Origin of the sequence: Halalkalibaculum sp. DA384 (genome assembly GCF_043951955.1) — a bacterium.
In the GTDB taxonomy this organism is placed as follows: Bacteria; Bacteroidota; Rhodothermia; order Balneolales; family Balneolaceae; genus JAMQKA01.
This window is the reverse complement of sequence record NZ_JBINJE010000017.1, coordinates 78,101-95,817: the sequence shown is the minus strand read 5'-3', so window position 1 is coordinate 95,817 and position 17,717 is coordinate 78,101. Positions and strand designations below refer to the sequence as shown.

General features: G+C 49.5%; 12 protein-coding genes. All 12 read left to right on the top strand.

Translation table 11 applies throughout. From position 1 onward, the window contains the following. The first annotated feature begins 818 nt into the window (after positions 1 to 818). Entirely contained in the window at positions 819 to 3,098 is a 2,280-nt protein-coding gene (locus ACG2E4_RS11240) for a PQQ-binding-like beta-propeller repeat protein (protein ID WP_395276604.1), read from the top strand. Positions 3,099 to 3,838: 740 nt separating this feature from the next. Then, positions 3,839 to 4,456: a TetR/AcrR family transcriptional regulator gene (locus tag ACG2E4_RS11235; protein ID WP_395262032.1), complete on the top strand. Its 618-nt coding sequence runs from the start codon at positions 3,839 to 3,841 to the stop codon at positions 4,454 to 4,456. Further along, positions 4,453 to 5,721, top strand: coding sequence for a TolC family protein (locus ACG2E4_RS11230; protein WP_395276603.1), 1,269 nt, complete (start codon positions 4,453 to 4,455; stop codon positions 5,719 to 5,721). Before ACG2E4_RS11235 ends, ACG2E4_RS11230 begins: the two co-directional genes overlap by 4 nt. Positions 5,722 to 5,891: 170 nt before the next feature. Then, positions 5,892 to 6,725, top strand: a complete 834-nt coding sequence (locus tag ACG2E4_RS11225; RefSeq protein WP_395276602.1) for an alpha/beta hydrolase — start codon at positions 5,892 to 5,894, stop codon at positions 6,723 to 6,725. A 44-nt stretch (positions 6,726 to 6,769) separates the two neighbouring features. Continuing rightward, a complete protein-coding gene (locus ACG2E4_RS11220) occupies positions 6,770 to 7,696 on the top strand; it encodes an HlyD family secretion protein (RefSeq protein ID WP_395276601.1) in 927 nt (308 codons plus the stop codon). A gap of 73 nt (positions 7,697 to 7,769) precedes the next feature. Then, positions 7,770 to 8,687: an ABC transporter ATP-binding protein gene (locus ACG2E4_RS11215; RefSeq protein WP_395276600.1), complete on the top strand. Its 918-nt coding sequence runs from the start codon at positions 7,770 to 7,772 to the stop codon at positions 8,685 to 8,687. After that, positions 8,684 to 9,433 carry an ABC transporter ATP-binding protein gene (locus tag ACG2E4_RS11210; protein ID WP_395262027.1) on the top strand — a complete coding sequence of 250 codons (750 nt, stop codon included), beginning with the start codon at positions 8,684 to 8,686 and terminating at the stop codon, positions 9,431 to 9,433. The genes ACG2E4_RS11215 and ACG2E4_RS11210 overlap by 4 nt, the downstream gene beginning before the upstream one ends. 137 nt (positions 9,434 to 9,570) lie before the next feature. Further along, positions 9,571 to 9,921: a four helix bundle protein gene (locus tag ACG2E4_RS11205; RefSeq protein WP_395262026.1), complete on the top strand. Its 351-nt coding sequence runs from the start codon at positions 9,571 to 9,573 to the stop codon at positions 9,919 to 9,921. 60 nt (positions 9,922 to 9,981) lie between these two features. Further along, entirely contained in the window at positions 9,982 to 11,088 is a 1,107-nt protein-coding gene (locus ACG2E4_RS11200; protein WP_395276599.1) for an ABC transporter permease, read from the top strand. An 85-nt stretch (positions 11,089 to 11,173) separates the two neighbouring features. Further along, complete coding sequence (locus tag ACG2E4_RS11195; protein WP_395262024.1) at positions 11,174 to 12,301, top strand: ABC transporter permease; 1,128 nt, start codon at positions 11,174 to 11,176, stop codon at positions 12,299 to 12,301. A gap of 490 nt (positions 12,302 to 12,791) precedes the next feature. Next, the gene (locus tag ACG2E4_RS11190; protein ID WP_395276598.1) at positions 12,792 to 16,067 is read left to right on the top strand and encodes a DUF1553 domain-containing protein; all 3,276 of its coding nucleotides are present in this window, start codon (positions 12,792 to 12,794) and stop codon (positions 16,065 to 16,067) included. A 4-nt stretch (positions 16,068 to 16,071) separates the two neighbouring features. Beyond that, complete coding sequence (locus ACG2E4_RS11185) at positions 16,072 to 17,535, top strand: DUF1501 domain-containing protein (protein WP_395276597.1); 1,464 nt, start codon at positions 16,072 to 16,074, stop codon at positions 17,533 to 17,535. The last annotated feature ends 182 nt before the right edge of the window (positions 17,536 to 17,717 follow it).

Below are 17,717 nucleotides of genomic sequence, written 5' to 3'. Positions count from 1 at the left end.
AACGCGCGGCAGTCGGCCAACTGGACCTGCGTGGGCCTGCTGGCGCATGAGTCGGCGATGAACGGGGGCGAAATCAAACACCTGCCGGAGTTTACTTTTTCTGGTACATAGGAGCTCATGGTAACAATAGGCTTCGTTCGGAATACTTGGATAGAATAACACATAAAAGTTTAGAAAATGTTAAGCAGTCCTTATTTCAAGTAGTAAGTGCAACACGAAAAAAAGATCCCAGGGGCTCCTCCTGGGGTCTTCCGCCAAGCGTGTAATATTCGTTAGTCGTTATGCAGGCAAAACACCAACTCAGCCAAGGGAATCGCCCGTCAAAATCAAATCCCTGATCGATACAGGTGATAAACAAAGCAAGTTGCCCGGTCCTCCGTGCCTACTGCCTACCATCAGTCGCGAGCTTAACCACGATATAGCCAATAAGGACCCTCAGGGCAAAGGCTATTGCCGGGCCAATACCCAGTGGCTGGGCCGGATTTCGTCCTCATTCATGAAAGCTCTAACCTTCGACAATGACAAAGCCTTTCCACGCCACCAGAAATTGCCGACCCCCTGCAGGCCGATACCTACGTTATCCGTTCCTGTACCTCTCAGGATAAAGGAACCGTAGAAAACATATCTGGGTACTTCGACTGTTCTTCCCGAAAGGTACAGACCTTCGAAACATTTCCCGCCAGCGCATCAACACCGTCAAGCAATACCTGAACTTTCGACCAGTTTGAAAATTTGATTACATTAATCCCATTCAACAAACCCGAAAACATCGCTGTGTTGCATTAATTACTTGAACATGGCAGTCTAATATAAAGTCGATGAAATCGATAAAACTTATATTTCCGTTGCTACTCATCTTTGTTCTGTTTTACGGCTGTCAATCAGACACTCCGGATTCTGCAATCGAAGAGCGTACCTGGCAAAGTAAATACAACAACTTTACTGACTGGGCTATTTATCGCGGTGACAAGAAAGGGAATCAATATTCAACTCTTGATCAAATTAATACAGAAAATGTTCATTTATTGGAGCCGGCATGGGAATACAACACGAGAGAATTAACCGGCCCTGGCATGCAATCAAATCCTATTGTTATAGACGGGATTATGTATATTTCCGATCCCAGGTTGAATTTAATTGCGCTCGATGCAACTACAGGAGAAGAGGAATGGATATTTAATCCAACTGACCACTATCCCAACGATGATATTGTAAATGGAGAGTTGCTACGAGGTGTGACCTACTGGGAGGATGAAGAGGGGAACAATGAACGAATATTTCAATATACAAGGGATTTGGTATGGGCAGTGGACCCTAAAACCGGTAATATCATTGAGTCTTTTGGTGATGATGGTTCTATCGATTTAAAAGAGAATCATGTATGGGATTCCAAATATCTTGAAGATCAAATCCATGTTACGACTCCAGGAGTAACATATAAAAACTATCTAATTATCGGAACAAGGCTAAATGAAGGCAATACTGTACCACCCGGAAATATTCGTGCCTTCGATACAATTACCGGAGAATATAAATGGACTTTTCACACAGTACCCCAGGAAGGTCAGTTTGGCTACGATACCTGGGAATGGGAGGATAATATAATTTACGGTGGAGCTAATCCCTGGGCAGGATTAACCGTTGATGAAGAGCGAGGATGGGTATTTGCAGCTACGGGCTCTGCAACTGGTGGTATACATGGTGGTGGAACATCACGAAAAGGGAAAAATTTATTTTCTGATACAATTTTAGCCTTGGACGCTACAACTGGTGAGCGGCAATGGCATTACCAGGCAATTCATCATGATATTTGGGACTACGACTTGCCTCCACCTCCCATGCTGACAACCATACATAGTGATGATGGAGAGTCCCGGGATGTGGTAGTACAGACGGGAAAACATCCAACCATGCTGGTGTTAGACAGAGATACGGGAGAGCCAATATTTCCCGTAGTGGATAAACCCGTGCCAACGGAAGCAGTTCCCGGTGAAGAACCGTATCCTACACAACCATGGCCGCTGAAACCGGAACCCCTGGTGCGTACTTCAACATATGAGTCTGATTTAACGGAAATAACTCCGGAATCTCATGAAGCTGCATTGGAAAAATTTAAAAAACTCAAAACGGGTCCTGTTTATACGCCCCCTAGTATTGAGGGGACAATTACAACGCCTGGCATACATGGAGGTAACGAGTGGGGAGGGCCTTCATATGATCCTGAAACAAATACGGCGTATGTAAATGTCAATAATATACCTTTCATATTAACACTTGTTCCGATGAAGCCAGACCAATATGGAGAAATGTCTGATGTTCGGCGTGGGGAAGTTCTGTATACTTCGCAATGTACTGCCTGTCATGGGGCCCAGAGACAAGGTAGCCCGGGAGTACCTGGTCTTGTGAATATGGAAATAGGTTCTGATTCGATACGAACAGTGATATCAGAGGGACGAGGTAATATGCCGGCTTTTCCAAGTATTTCTGATGAAGACATGGATCATCTTATAACCTATCTGGAAAGTGAAGTCGAAGAAACCAGCAGTGCCGATGCGGATACTACGCTATCATTTGAGGGAGATCATGGTTTTACCTGGAGTGGAGAAAGGGATGGGTTGAAATGGTCAACTTCGACTCCACAATATATCCCTGAATTGGACTATTTTACAGATCATATAGGATTACCAGGAACTAAACCGCCCTGGGGAGAACTCGTTGCAGTAGATATAGAAAGAGGAGAGATAAAATGGAAAGTACCGTTGGGACAATATCCTGTTTTAACCGATAGTTTGGGTATTGATAAAAAGACGGGTGCGGAAAACTTTGGTGGCCCGGTTACGACCGCTGGTGGACTTATTTTTATAGCAGCTACCGAAGATAACAGATTCCGCGCATTTGATAAGAGCAATGGGGAACTTTTGTGGGAATTCAAGATGGATTCGCCCGGCTTCTCAGCACCTTCTGTTTATGAGATAGATGGAAAACAATACGTTGCTATTGTCGCCGGTGGAGGAGGCGGAAGATTCCGTGCCCCGATTTCACAACCGATTGGGAGAACCCTTCATGTATTTGCCCTGCCGGATTCTGAATTAGAATAGGATGAATTTAATCGTGTAAATGGTTTTTGAAGAGCTCTTTCCTTTTCTGAGGGGCAGTCAAAGTTGACATTGATTACCCAGTTTTTCGGTTTTATAAAGCCCTCTAAAATATCGCTTTCCTTCATAGATTGTGACGTTAAGTTATTTTAAACGTGTTTTAATCTATCAGCTAACCATTTGCAGCTGTAGATAACTGGTAGTATCGCAGTAATGTTACCTGTCAGGATCTTTCTTGTCCAATGCTTGTTAACCGGAGAAACAGGTGTAAAATTGAGCTTCTCAGCGGATTCCTAATTTAAGGGACCAAATTATACTCGACGATAAATTTCGGTAAATGTGGAGAGAGTAGAAAATCTCCTCCTTTCGGGAGGACTGCCAACGGGAACACTCCCGCCACAGGAGAAGAATATTGAATTTTTGAGGAAGCCTGGTTGCAGTATTACTGCAACCAATACCGTACCAAACCCGGATTTTTCACCAAGATTTTTTTCACAGGGGAAAATATATACTTGACTTTCTTTTCCATAGAAGATGTAAACCAAATAATTCAACTAAATGGTTGAATTATTTATTTGGATCATTTAGTTTGCTGGTGGAGTTGAGGTAAAGGAAACTAAACTGGAGGATTTCCAAACGGAAGAAATTCGAACCAGCCTGAATTCAGCTCCAAAAAAATTCGAATTGGTTCAACCATATAGTTGAATCATATAGTTAGTATTTAAACTTAGAATTGATCACGAATGACTGCACAAGAAAAAGATACAGAGGAACTGATATTTGAGGCGGCATGTCGAGTTTTTCACCGCAAGGGATATGATGGTGCCCGAATGCAGGAGATTGCAGATGAGGCGGATATCAACAAGTCGATGTTGCATTACTATTACCGGAGCAAGGACAAGCTTTTTACAATGGTCTACCAGCGGGAGATGAGCCGCTTTTTCCCCATCATTTTTAATGTCCTGGATTCTGACATTCCCTTCGATGAAAAGGTGGATCGCCTGATTGCGGCCTACTACTCTTTCTTGAGTAAAAATCCCCGGATTTCCCAGTTCATCATCCATGAGATGAATCAAAACCCGGAGCGGCTGCGAAATTTTATCCGGGAACGAGGTATCCATCCTCCCAAGAAATTTTTGAAACAGATTCAGGAGGAAGTTGACCGCGGTAATATGGACCCGATTGAACCGAAACAGCTTATGGCCAGCATTGTTGGACTGATCCTCTTCCCTTTTCTGGCAGAGACGATGGTAAAAGGGATTTTTGAGCTGGATGAAGCGGGCTACCGTGAATTCCTGGAAAAAAGAAAAGATTTTTTACTCGACTTCATTTTGAACGCAATCAACTATAAAAAACAATGAAGCTACTCACGCTAATCCTACTTTTTGCCTCGGCAGTTCAGGCGAATGCACCGGCTGACTCACTCAGCCTGCAGTATTGCTATACCCAGGCCAACCAGAACTACCCGACCGCTGAGAACATTGAGCTTCAGCAGAAGATCACCGAGCTCAACCTCAAAATTGCCGATACCGGTTATTATCCAAATGTAGAGCTTGGAGGCAAAGCCAGCTACCAATCGGAGGTTACCGATTTTTCGATTCCCGGCGGCGGGGGTCCCCCGGCCGTAAGTAAAGACCAGTATGAGGCCTCATTTAAAGTTACTCAGAACATTTTCAATGGCGGGGCCGTGGGTATAAGGAAAGAGCTGGAGCGGGCCAAAGGAGAGCAGCAGATCCACTCTTCAGAAATTGAACTCCACCAAGTGCGCAAGCAGGTAGATCAAGTGTATTTCGGTATCCTGTTGTCGCAACAGCAGCAAAAAGTAAACGCGCTGTTGATTGAAGATCTTGAAGAGCGAATCAAAACGGTTCGTTCACAGGTCGAAAATGGCGTTCTCCTGCCGAGCCAGCAACATATTCTGCAGGCAGAGCTTATAAAAGCGCACCAGGATTCAGCCACGATAGCCTCAAATGTTGATGCCGGTTACCAAGTGCTGAGTGAGCTGATCGGGGAGGAGATATCGCCGGACATGAACCTGAGCTTGCCATCCCCCCGGGTGAACTACCAATCGATGCAGCCTCGGCGCCCGGAATATGAACTCTTCCAAAGCACCGAAAAGACTCTCGAGAAACAGATGGATCTTGCATATACGAAAAAACTACCCAGTATTTCAGCCTTTGGTACGGGGGCATTTGGTCGGCCGGGGCTCAATTTCCTGAATGACGATTTCCACGAGTATTACATCGTTGGTCTACAGCTGCGCTGGAATCTCACCGATCTGTGGAATTCCGATACTGAAATACAGGCACTGAAAGTGCAGCAACAGAAAGTGGATCAAAATAGAAAAGCATTTACCCGGCAGTTGCAGGCTTCGCTTGACCGCATCGAACAGCGTATCGCCTCGATCCGGGAAAACATAGAACGGGATCGCGAAATCATTACCCTGCGCGAGCAGATTGTAAAGGAAAGTGCGAGTCAGCTTGAAAACGGTGTGGTTACAGCTACAGAATATGTGACGGAGTTGACCCAGGCAAACCGGGCCCGGCTGTCACTCTTTATCAACCGGGTGCAGCTGGCCGAGGCTCAGATTGAGTACGCCACGACGCTCGGAGTACCTATTGAGTAACGATTGGTTGATCCAGATGACATCGGTGGGATATGCAACATATTCCCATCCTACATCTCGACAATCACCCAATAAAGCCAGCTTGATGAGATGGGAAATTCTCATCAAGCTCTACCAAAAATCAAAATATAAACCTATACGCTATGTACCTGATAAGCTCCAGGAAAGACATGAATGATGGCAGAATATTTGCGGAAAAAGACTGTATCGTGCAGCTCGGAGGGCTTGGCCAGGGACGGCCGATTACAAGAGACTGGTTCCTGTCACAGCTGTCTTCCGAGAAAGTATTGGTCTTGGTACATGGTTTTAATAACCCATTGCTGTACGCCGTGCGGGAGTTCCTGTTGGCTCGTGCGCGGATTCAACGAGCCTTTAGCAACCAGTACGATCATATTGTTGGATACACCTGGCCGTCCGGTTTTACAGAATTTGACTATTTCCATGCCAAGAGAAATACGGGTGAGGCGGGCAACCGGTTTCGTACCTGGTTAAGATGGCTGACCAAGGCCGGTTGTACTATCGATATTATGGGACACAGTATGGCGGCGCTGGTGGGGTACAAAGCACTGCGTGTGGAAGCCGATATCAGGATTCGGAACCTGTTCTCCCTCGGGGCTGCCATCCCCAAGGATATAATGTTAGAAGACCAAAATATACCCCATCTGCTGGAAAAAGTTCGGCATTTCTATGCATTTCACAACCGGAACGACCGTATCCTTAAATATGGTTTTCGCCTGGTTGAGTGGAAGAAGGCTCTTGGCTATGCCGGCCCCTCTCACCAGCAGGATCTGCTCAAAAGGCATGGTAAGATCAATGTCATCGACTGCAGCGGGGTGGTTAAAAACCATACCGATTATCTCCACTCCCCCGCGGTTCTCCAACTGATTTCCAGGCTTTTGAAAGGCTATAAGATTGGGCAGCATGTCCGCCTTCCGGACTATGATGCAATGCCGGTTAATGTAGAGCAAACTGAAAGCAGATATGCCATAGCATCACAAATGTAGGTAAAGAATCATCAAAGAAACTCAATAACTCAAAACACAGAAACATGAAAGTGCAGAAAGAAACAGATAACAATACTACCGGGAGTCAAATCTCTTCCCTATTTACCATCTTGTCCCTTTTGATGCTTGTTGTATCGGGGTGCGCTACAAATGAGACTTCGGATGCCTACGGCCAGTTTGAGGCGACAGAAACGACAATTTCGTCAGAGATGAGTGGTAAGCTGTTGCAGTTTAACGCTACGGAGGGTGATAATATCCGGGCTGACCAGCAGGTGGGATATGTGGATTCCACACGATTGTCGCTGCAGAAGAAAGAGCTGGAGGCGCAACTGGAATCGATTCGTGCGCGTATCACAAATATTAATGCTGAGGTGGAAGTACAGCAAGCAGAGTTATCGCTGGCAGAAACGAACCTGAATCGGCTGCAGGCGCTGCAAAAAGATGGTGCCACCACCCAGCAAAAACTGGATGATGCCCAGGGCCGGGTTCGTACCATCCAGAAGCGGATTGATGCACTTCAGACACAGAAGCAGTCGGTAAGGGCGGAAATCAACGCCACGCAGGCGCGCAAAGATCAAATCAATGATCAGATTGAAGATGCCTTGATCATAAATGCGGTGAACGGCACTATTCTGACAACGTTTGTAGAACCGTATGAGCTGGTGCAGCGAGGTCAGCCGCTCTACCGGATTGCCAACCTCGATACGTTGATCCTTCGCGTTTATGTGGACGGCGCGCAATTGCCAAGTATAAAACTCGGGCAGCAGGTAGAAGTACTGGTGGACAAAAATGCCGAAGAAAACCAGTCGATGGCGGGCCGGGTCAGCTGGATCGCTTCGGAGGCAGAATTTACCCCGGAGCAGATTCAAACCAAGGAAGAGCGCGTGACACAGGTATACGCAGTGAAGGTTCGGGTCCCCAACTCAAATGGCATTCTGAAAATAGGGATGCCGGGTGAAGTGAATTTTTAGCCACTGATCTACACAGATTGTTACTGATAATAACATATCTGTTTGAATCTGAGGCCATTAACAAGGTAATACTATGAGCATTGTAAGTATTCAAAATTTGACGAAGACCTACGGTAAGGTCACCGCACTGGACGAGATTTCGGTCGAGATCCGGGAAGGTGAACTGTTCGGATTCATTGGTCCGGACGGCGCGGGGAAGACGTCGCTCTTCCGGATATTGACAACGCTGCTGAAACCGGATTCGGGAAAAGCTAGTGTTTTGGGATATGATGTGGTGGACGATTACCGCCAAATCCGCCCGCTTCTCGGCTACATGCCCGGCCGATTTTCGCTGTACCAGGACCTGAGCGTACGGGAAAATATGGATTTCTTTGCCTCGGTCTTCGGTACTACGCTGGAAGAAAATTATGACCTCGTGGCACCCATTTACAGTCAGCTCGAGAAGTTTGAGTCGCGCCTGGCCGGTGCCCTTTCCGGTGGGATGAAGCAGAAGCTGGCGCTGAGTTGTGCCCTGATCCACAAACCGGAGTTGCTAATCCTGGATGAGCCCACCACCGGCGTAGATGCGGTATCTCGGCAGGAGTTTTGGGAGATGCTTCAGCACCTTAAGTCGCAGAATATCACAATCATTGCCTCTACCCCGTATATGGATGAAGCCGAGCAGTGCGATCGTGTGGCCCTGATAGATGAAGGCCATATCCTGAAAATTGATACGACCGAAAGGGTTGTGGCAGCCTTCGAGAAGCCGCTTTTGGCTGTAAAGGCCGACAATCGGTACCGGCTACTGAAAATGCTTCGCGATTACCCGTACGCACATTCAGTTCAGCCTTTTGGGGAATACGTGCACTACACCGACCAGCGGGAACAGCCACAGCCGGAAGCGTTGCGACAATATCTCTCGGAAACTGGATTTACAAACATTGAAGTCAAACCGGTACAGCCGGATATCGAGGACAGTTTTATGGCATTAATGCAGGAGGAAATGGTATGAGTCAGAATGAATTGGCCATACAGGCAACCAATTTAACCCGAATGTTTGGGGATTTTACCGCGGTCGACCAGATCAGCTTTGAGGTCGGTCAGGGAGAGATCTTCGGCTTCCTGGGGGCAAACGGCGCCGGCAAAACCACAGCGATACGGATGCTCATCGGGTTGCTGGCTCCCACCTCAGGAGAAGCAAAAGTCGCAGGCTACGACGTGTACACGCAGGCGGAATCGATCAAGAAGCGGATTGGCTATATGAGCCAGAAGTTTTCACTCTATGAAGATCTGACTGTGTGGGAAAACATTCGGCTCTATGGCGGCATCTATGGATTGCCGTTTAAACAAATTAAACAGAAAGCCGACGACCTGTTGCAGACGCTGAGCCTGAGTGAGGCCCGTGGCAAGCGAATCGGCTCCCTGCCGCTGGGATGGAAACAGAAACTGGCATTTTCAGTGGCGATCATGCACGACCCGGATATTGTATTCCTTGATGAGCCCACCGGCGGGGTCGACCCGATCACACGCCGCCAGTTTTGGGAGCAGATCTACAAGACCGCCGAAGAGGGTACAACGGTGTTTGTGACGACCCACTACATGGATGAAGCCGAATACTGCGATCGCGTCTCCATCATGGTGGACGGCCGGATTGAAGCGCTGAATTCTCCTGCGGGACTGAAGGAGGAGTTCCAGGCTGATGATATCGAGGAGGTTTTCATTGAGCTGGCACGTGGTGCGAAGCGCAGTGATCAGTGAGCAGTGAGCAGTTTTGCAGTGTGTCAATTTTCAGTGAGCAGCGGATCACTGACAGTTAACCAAAATTTCATAGTTTATTTTGTAAGGATTCACAATGAAAGCAATCTAGCTAATAGCTGATTAAATAAACTTTGTTGATGATGGATAATAATTTGTATAAGAAATCATATGCGTTTTCTATTAGGATCGTTAAAGCCTATCAGTTTTTAAGCGACGAAAAGAAGGAGTTTATCCTGTCTAAACAGCTTCTTAAGTCAGGTACTAGCATTTGTGCGAATATTGCTGAAGCTAATGGTGCTATCTCAAAGGCAGACTTTTCTGCCAAACTTTCCATCTCATACAAAGAGTGCCTGGAGACCAAATACTGGTTATCTCTTTTAAATGACACAGGATTTATTGATGCCAAAACATTTGAAAGCATGCATAAGGATGCCGACGAATTAGCCAAAATTTTATACTCCATACTCAAGAAAACCCGCATCAAATAAAAATTAAGATCAAAATTCTGCTTAACTGATAACTGTACACTGACACACTGTAAACTGATTATGCATTCATTCAAAGGTTTTGTCATAAAAGAATTTCGTCATATCCTGCGGGATACCCGGACCCTGTTGATCCTGTTCGGGTTGCCGATCGCCCTGCTGTTGATCTTTGGCTACGCCGTCCGGAACGAGGTGAATGATGCTCAGGTCGCGATCCTGGACCATTCCAAAGACGAGATAACCCGCCAGCTCATACAGAAGCTCCAGGCCTCCGACGAGCTGAATATTACTACATATCTCGAGTCAAATGATCAGATTGATCCCGCCTTCCAGGCCGGTAGTATCAAGCAGGTGATTGTCTTTGAGAAGGATTTCAAACGAAAAATGCAGCGCGAGGGGCAGGCCGACCTGCAGATCATCACGGATGCAAGCGAGCCCAACATCGCGGGACTGGTGCAGCAGTACACCCGTGCTATTGTCCAGAGCTGGCGGCCCGAAAATGCGATGGTGTCGGGGGCGAATATCGGCATACAACCAACGGTGCGGATGCTGTTTAATCCGCAGCTGAAAAGTGTCTATTATTTTGTACCGGGCCTGATCGCCGTAATCCTGATGATGGTGTCGGCACTGATGACCTCGGTTTCCATCGCACGTGAAAAGGAGACCGGTACGATGGAAATCTTGCTGGTCTCGCCACTAGAGCCGCAGCACATTATTGTAGGGAAGGTAATTCCCTACCTGGTACTTTCGGTGATAAATGTGATAACCGTGCTGGTAGTGGCAGAGGTGGTTTTTAGGGTACCGTTCCGGGGGTCGGTGCTGTTTTTCTTGTTTGTCTCCCTGCTGCTGATCTTTTCAGCCCTTGCACTTGGTGTCCTGATTTCTACGAAGGCGGAAGACCAGCGCACGGCAATGATGGGCTCCCTGATGGGTACGTTGCTGCCCACGTTCCTGCTTTCGGGATTCATTTTCCCGGTGCAAAGTATGCCACAGGTTCTGCAGTGGTTTAGCCATGTGGTACCAGCCAAGTGGTATTTGATAACGGCCCGTGGATCCATGCTGATGGGGACCGGCTTTGAGTACCTCTGGTTCCCGATATCCATCTTGGCGGCTATGACGGTGGTGTTGGTATTTGCAGGGATCCGTAATTTCCATGACCGGCTTGAATAAGCTATCAGCAACTAGCTTTCAGAACAGGTGACTACTGATAGCCTAAAAATATACACGCAATATTAGATGAATAAGTGAAAAAACAATGAGAACCATATTCTACCTGGTACAAAAAGAGTTTTTACAGATACTGCGGGATAAAGCGATGCTTTTTATCCTGTTTGCGGTTCCGATTATTCAGCTGGTGGTGCTGGCCTATGCGGCTACCTTTGAGCTAAAGGATGCGGAGTTCCACTTGGTGGATCACGACCAGAGCACCCTTTCGACACGGCTGGCCAACACGTTTGAGTCGACCGGCTATTTTACGAAGGTGGGGCAGAGCTTCAGTGACGAGCAGGGAATCGACGATATCTTGCGAAACCGAGCCAAGATGGTAATGGTGATACCCAGCGATTTTGAGAAAGATGTGCGCTCCGGCCAGGTGCCCGCCGTGCAATTTATTATCAGTGCGGTGGATGGAAATACGGCTGGCCTTATCCAGAGCTATAGTCAGGCCATTTTGCGTGGTTTTGGGCAGAATGTAAGCTCCGAAATCCAGACGGTCTCGATCGGTGGAACTGTCAAGCGCGCTGGATTCAATATCAGCACCTCCAACTGGTACAACAGCACGCTCGACTACATCATGTACATGGTGCCGGGCATTATCACGATTCTGGTGACGCTGATATGCCTGCTGCTTTCGGTGCTGAATATTGTGCGGGAGCGGGAGATCGGCACCATCGAACAGATCAATGTGACGCCGATCAAAAAGTACCAGTTTATTGCCGGCAAGCTGGTTCCCACCTGGATATTGGCGATGCTGGTGCTGACCGTGGGCCTGCTTGTCTCTTATCTGTGGTTTGAGATCCCGTTTCGCGGCAATGTGCTGTTGATCTATGGCACGGCGGCCATCTACCTGCTGGCGATCCAGGGATTGGGCCTGTTGATCTCCTCGGCCTCCAACACCCAGCAGCAGGCGATGTTTATCAATTTTTTCTGCGTAATGATCTTTATGCTGATGGGCGGTATATTCACTCCCATCGAAAGCATGCCGCAGTGGGCGCAGCAGCTGACAGTAGTCAACCCGCTCGCCTACTTTGGCAAGATCATGCGGATGGTACTGCTTAAAGGATCGGGCTGGGGCGATATACAGGATATGGTGTGGGGCATTACCCTGATGGCCGTTGTTCTGCTGCCGGTCGCGATCATAAGCTACCGGAAACGAACGGTATAGTGAATGCCAAAGCGTGGGCCCTGCAACAATGACTATGACAAGAAATAGATAACAGAAATTTAATCGCTTTTACCGGGAATAAAAGCAAGTTTTATTTTTTAGGCAGAAATTCAATTTTGCTATACCCCTCTTCTTGAAGAGGGGCCTGGATAGGTACCACCAATACGCTTGGTCGGAAGATTCCGATTTCTGTTGCAATCCCGTGTTAACAGTCCCTGCTGTAAATCTTGTTGCAGGTGACAGTTATTTTCATGATTATTATGTTTGAACATATAAACATTGCATGTCTGTATATTCTACTATCTTGGTAACGGTTTTTATCTTAATATTATATTAATTATAGGGAAAGCAGAAAGGGTACTATTCTTCCGCTGATATATTGGGATAAAAATGAGTTGATAGATATGGGATTGGGATTAAAAGAAGTGGGACACAAGGATTAGAAGAACTCTCTAGACCGAAATTCTAAGATATATATAAATAAAAGGTGATGGGCCGATTATTAGTTCTGGCAGGGAAGCAAAGTAATATTGCGGGCGGAGCTTTTCTTTTGATCATGTTAATGATGGCTACCGGTTGCAGTTCTGGTGATGAGTTTGCGGGAAAAGGGGAGCCAATACCGGAAAAAATAGATTTTAATTTTGATGTAAAGCCGATCCTTTCGGACCGTTGTTTTGCCTGCCATGGTCCGGATGAGGCGGCCATGAAAGCGGACCTGCAGCTGCATATCCAGGAAAAGGCCTATGCCGCCCTTGGAGAAGAGGATGAACAGGTCCGCCATGCGGTGGTCCCCGGCAAGCCCGATCACAGCGAACTCTACAAGCGTATTTCTTCGGATGACCCTGAGTTCAGGATGCCCCCGCCCGAGTCCAACTTGACCATCAGTGACCGGGAGATTGCCATCCTTAAAAAGTGGATCGCCCAGGGTGCCGAGTACAAAAAGCACTGGTCGTTTATTCCGCCCGAAAAGCCGGAGCTGCCGGATGTGGAAGACGAGGACTGGCCCCAAAATCCGATTGACTATTTTGTACTTAGCAGGATGGAAGAGAACGGCATGAGTCCCTCTCCACAAGCCACAAAAGAAAAACTGATTCGCCGGGTATCTTTTGATCTGACCGGCTTGCCACCAACGGTGGAAGAAGTAAACGAATTTGTGGCTGATAGTTCCGAGGACGCCTACGAGAAGGTTGTGGACCGCCTGCTGGCCTCCAAGGCCTACGGGGAACGCATGGCCGCCAAGTGGCTGGACGTGGCCCGTTATGCCGACACCCACGGTTACCAGGATGACGGTCCCAACCACATGTGGCCGTGGAGAGACTGGGTGATTGATGCATTTAACCAGAATATGCCCTTCGATCAGTTTACGACCTGGCAGATTGCGGGGGACCTGCTGCCGGATGCCACCCGGGAGCAGAAGCTGGCCACCGGGTTTAACCGGGTCCACATGCAAAACCAGGAGGGCGGCATTGTGGGCGAAGAGTACCGCGTGGAGTATGTGGTGGACCGGACCAACACCACCTCCACGGCGTTCTTGGGATTGACCATGGAGTGTGCCCGGTGCCACGACCACAAATATGATCCCATTTCCCAGAAAGAGTATTTCCAGTTTTCGGCGTTCTTCAACAATATCAACGAGGCCGGACAGATTCCCAATGTCGGCGCCTCCGGTCCCACCATTCTGTTGCCCGACAGTGCTGCCGAGCAGCAGATCCAGTATCTCGATGCCGCTATTAGTGACCAAGAGCAAAAAGTAGCACAGCTTATGTCCAGCAAAAACGAAGAATTTGCCCAATGGCAAGACCACCAGCAGTCGCCCGGCCCGTTTGACCCCGGAACCGAAGGGCTGGTCGCTCATATCGACTTTAATGGAATCTCCGATGGAAAAGTAACTAACCTGGCCAGCGATTCCCTGGATGGCCGTGTGAAAGGGGAGCTGCCCGAGGTGGACGGTAAATTTGGAGGAGCACTTGAGTTTGAAAAAGGCAATTCCATTAATGTGGGGGATATTGCATCCTTCGAACGGACCGATCCGTTCTCCTTTAGCCTGTGGGTCAATCCATCAGATACGGCCAGCGGCTCAGAGGCCCCGGTGTTGGTGAAAACCGGGAATATTTTTATCGGTTACCGGGGCTACGACATGTCCCTTCTTGAAAATAAAATTTCCGTACGCTTAATGCACGGGTGGCCGTATAATGCTATTCAAGTCAAAACCCTGGAGGCGCTGCCCCTCAACCAGTGGAGTCATCTGAGCGTCACCTATGACGGATCAAGTCGAGCTGAGGGCATCCAGGTATATGTAAACGGGAAGAGGTGGGAAACCAGCATCCATCAAAACAATCTGTTTAAGAATATTGTGATTGGGCAGGAAGAGGAAACGTATCCTTCACAACCATTTTTGATAGGAGAACGAAGCTCATTTGAGAAGATTGAATACACAGGGCTGAAGCTGGATGAGCTGAAGATTTTCGACCGCCGCCTGAGCCGGGCCGAGATATTGGCCTTATCGGGCAGCCAGGACCTGCCGGAATTGATGGCCCGGGCCCCGAACAAGCGCAGCGAGTACCAGCGGAAAATATTGTTTGATCACTACCTGCTCCACCACGACCCCGAGTACAACCGGAAGGCCGATAAGCTGCAGGGGCTGCGGGTACGCAAAAGCCAGCTCACCGATACGCTCCGCGAAGTCATGGTGATGGGCGAACGCATCAGGAAGCGGGATACCTACGTGCTTAAGCGCGGGTTGTATGACAACCGGGGGGAAAAGGTCAAGGCCAACGTGCCTAAAAGTGTGATGAGTTTTCCCGACGATCTGCCGAAAAATCGGTTGGGATTGGCCCAGTGGCTCGTAAGCGATGAGAATCCCCTGACGGCGCGCGTGATCGTGAACCGCTACTGGCAGATGTATTTCGGGAAGGGCATTGTGGATACCCCGGGCGACTTCGGGAACCAGGGCTCGCTGCCCTCGCATCCCAGGCTGCTGGACTGGCTGGCGGTCACCTTCCGCGAGAGCGGGTGGGACGTGAAGGCGATGCAGAAGCGGATTGTGATGTCCCAGACCTACCGGCAATCGGCGATCATGACTGAGGAGAAACTGGCCCGGGATCCCTCAAATACATACCTGGCCCGTGGCCCGCGCTTTCGGATGACCGCGGAGATGATCCGGGATAACGCCCTGGCGGCCAGTGGACTGCTGGTCGAACAGGTGGGCGGCCCGAGCGTCAAACCCTACCAGCCGGAAGGCCTGTGGAAAGAGAAAACCTCCGGCCGGCATCTGACCGAATACATACCGGACCGCGGGGATTCGCTGTACCGCCGAAGCCTGTATACGTTTTGGAAGCGAACCTCTCCCCCGCCCTTCATGACCACCTTTGACACGCCCGGCCGAAGCCACACCTCGGTAGAACGGGGCAAGACCAGCACCCCGTTGCAGGCGCTGTTTACCCTGAATGACCCGCAATTCGTGGAGGCCTCCCGGCTGCTGGCCGAGCGGATGATGAAAGAGGGCGGCGACAGCCTGCAAAGCCAGATTTCGTTTGGGTTTAAAGCGGCCACCTCTCGTTCGCCCCAACATAAGGAAGTGGAGCTGCTGTCGGAGCTGTATCGCCAGGAGCTGCAGGCGTTCCAGCACCAGCCCAGCCGGGCCGATAGCCTGCTGAATGTAGGCGAATACCAGCTGGACGGCAGCCTTGAAAAACCGGAACTGGCGGCACGTACGATTGTTGCAAGCACCATCCTCAATCTCGATGAAACGATAACCAAGGAGTAGGACCATGTCCAACGATAAAGAAATTGACAAGCTGAATAACAACATGAACCGGCGGCATTTCCTTTCCAAAACCAGCCTCGGCCTCGGGGCGGCGGCCCTGGCCTCGCTGTTGCCCAAATCGATGTTATCGAAGGGAGATGAGGGCTTGGATGGGGTGTTGGATTCTCCCCATGTAATCCCGAAAGCCAAGCGGATCATTTACCTGTTCCAGAGCGGTGGGCCTTCCCAGCAGGATATGTTTGACTATAAGCCCAAGCTTCGGGAGATGCACGGGGATGACCTGCCCCCCTCGGTGCGCGGAGACCAGCGCCTGACCGGGATGACCGCCAACCAGGATGGGTTCCCATTGGCCGGCTCGCACTACGATTTTAAACGCCATGGCGACAGTGGCATCTACGTCAGTGAGCTGATGCCGCATACCGCCGAGGTGGTCGACGAGTTGTGTTTTGTCAAATCGGTCTATACCGATGCCATCAACCACGACCCGGCGATCACGTTCATCCAGACCGGCTCCCAGCAGGCGGGGCGCCCCAGTATGGGCTCGTGGATCAGCTACGGGCTGGGCTCCGACAACGAGAATCTGCCGGCTTTCAGCGTGCTTATTTCCCGCGGCTCGGGCCGCCCGTTTGACCAGCCGCTGTACTCGCGATTGTGGGGTAATGGTTTTTTGCCCTCCTTGCACCAGGGCGTCCAATTCCGGTCGGGAAAAGACCCCGTGCTGAACCTGAATAATCCGCCGGGGGTAAACAAGATGAGCCGCCGCAACATGCTCAGCAAGCTCAAGGATTTGAACCAGCTGCACCTGAACCGGTTTGGGGACCCTGAGATTACCTCCCGCATTAGCCAGTACGAGATGGCCTATCGCATGCAGACCTCCGTGCCGGAGACGATGGACCTGTCCGACGAGCCCGACTGGGTGTTCGATATGTATGGGGAAGATGCCAAAAAGCCGGGGACCTACGCCGCGAACTGCCTGCTGGCGCGTCGGCTGGCCGAGCGGGATGTGAAATTTATCCAGCTCTACCACATGGGGTGGGACCAGCACAATGGGATACCCGACCAGCTGCCCCTGCAGTGCAAGGACATTGACCAGGCGTCGGCAGCGTTGATCAAAGACCTGAAACAGCGGGGATTGCTCGACGAGACGCTGGTAGTTTGGGGCGGGGAGTTTGGACGGACCTCCTACTGCCAGGGGGAACTCTCCAAGGAAACCTACGGGCGCGATCATCACCCGCGCTGCTTTACCATGTGGATGGCCGGGGCCGGGATCAAGTCGGGATTCGAATACGGCAAGACCGATGATTTTGGCTACAACATCGTGGAGAATCCGGTGCATATTCATGATATACAAGCCACGATCCTGCACCTGATGGGCATCGACCATGAGAAGTTGATCTACAAGCACCAGGGGCGCCGGTTCCGCCTGACTGATGTGCACGGGCACGTGGTGGAGGATATCCTGGCCTGATGAAATTGGATCTATTTCAGGCTTAGGTCGTCGGTGAAATGAGGAGATAATTGGTTCTGGTGAAGCATAAAATAGTATCTGATCTCCAGTTTGGCCAATAGAGAGCGCCGGACAATCTTGTCCGATCAAGCAGGAACGAGTTTGACGGTATCTTCAATGGCAATTGCTCACATTACCCCGCC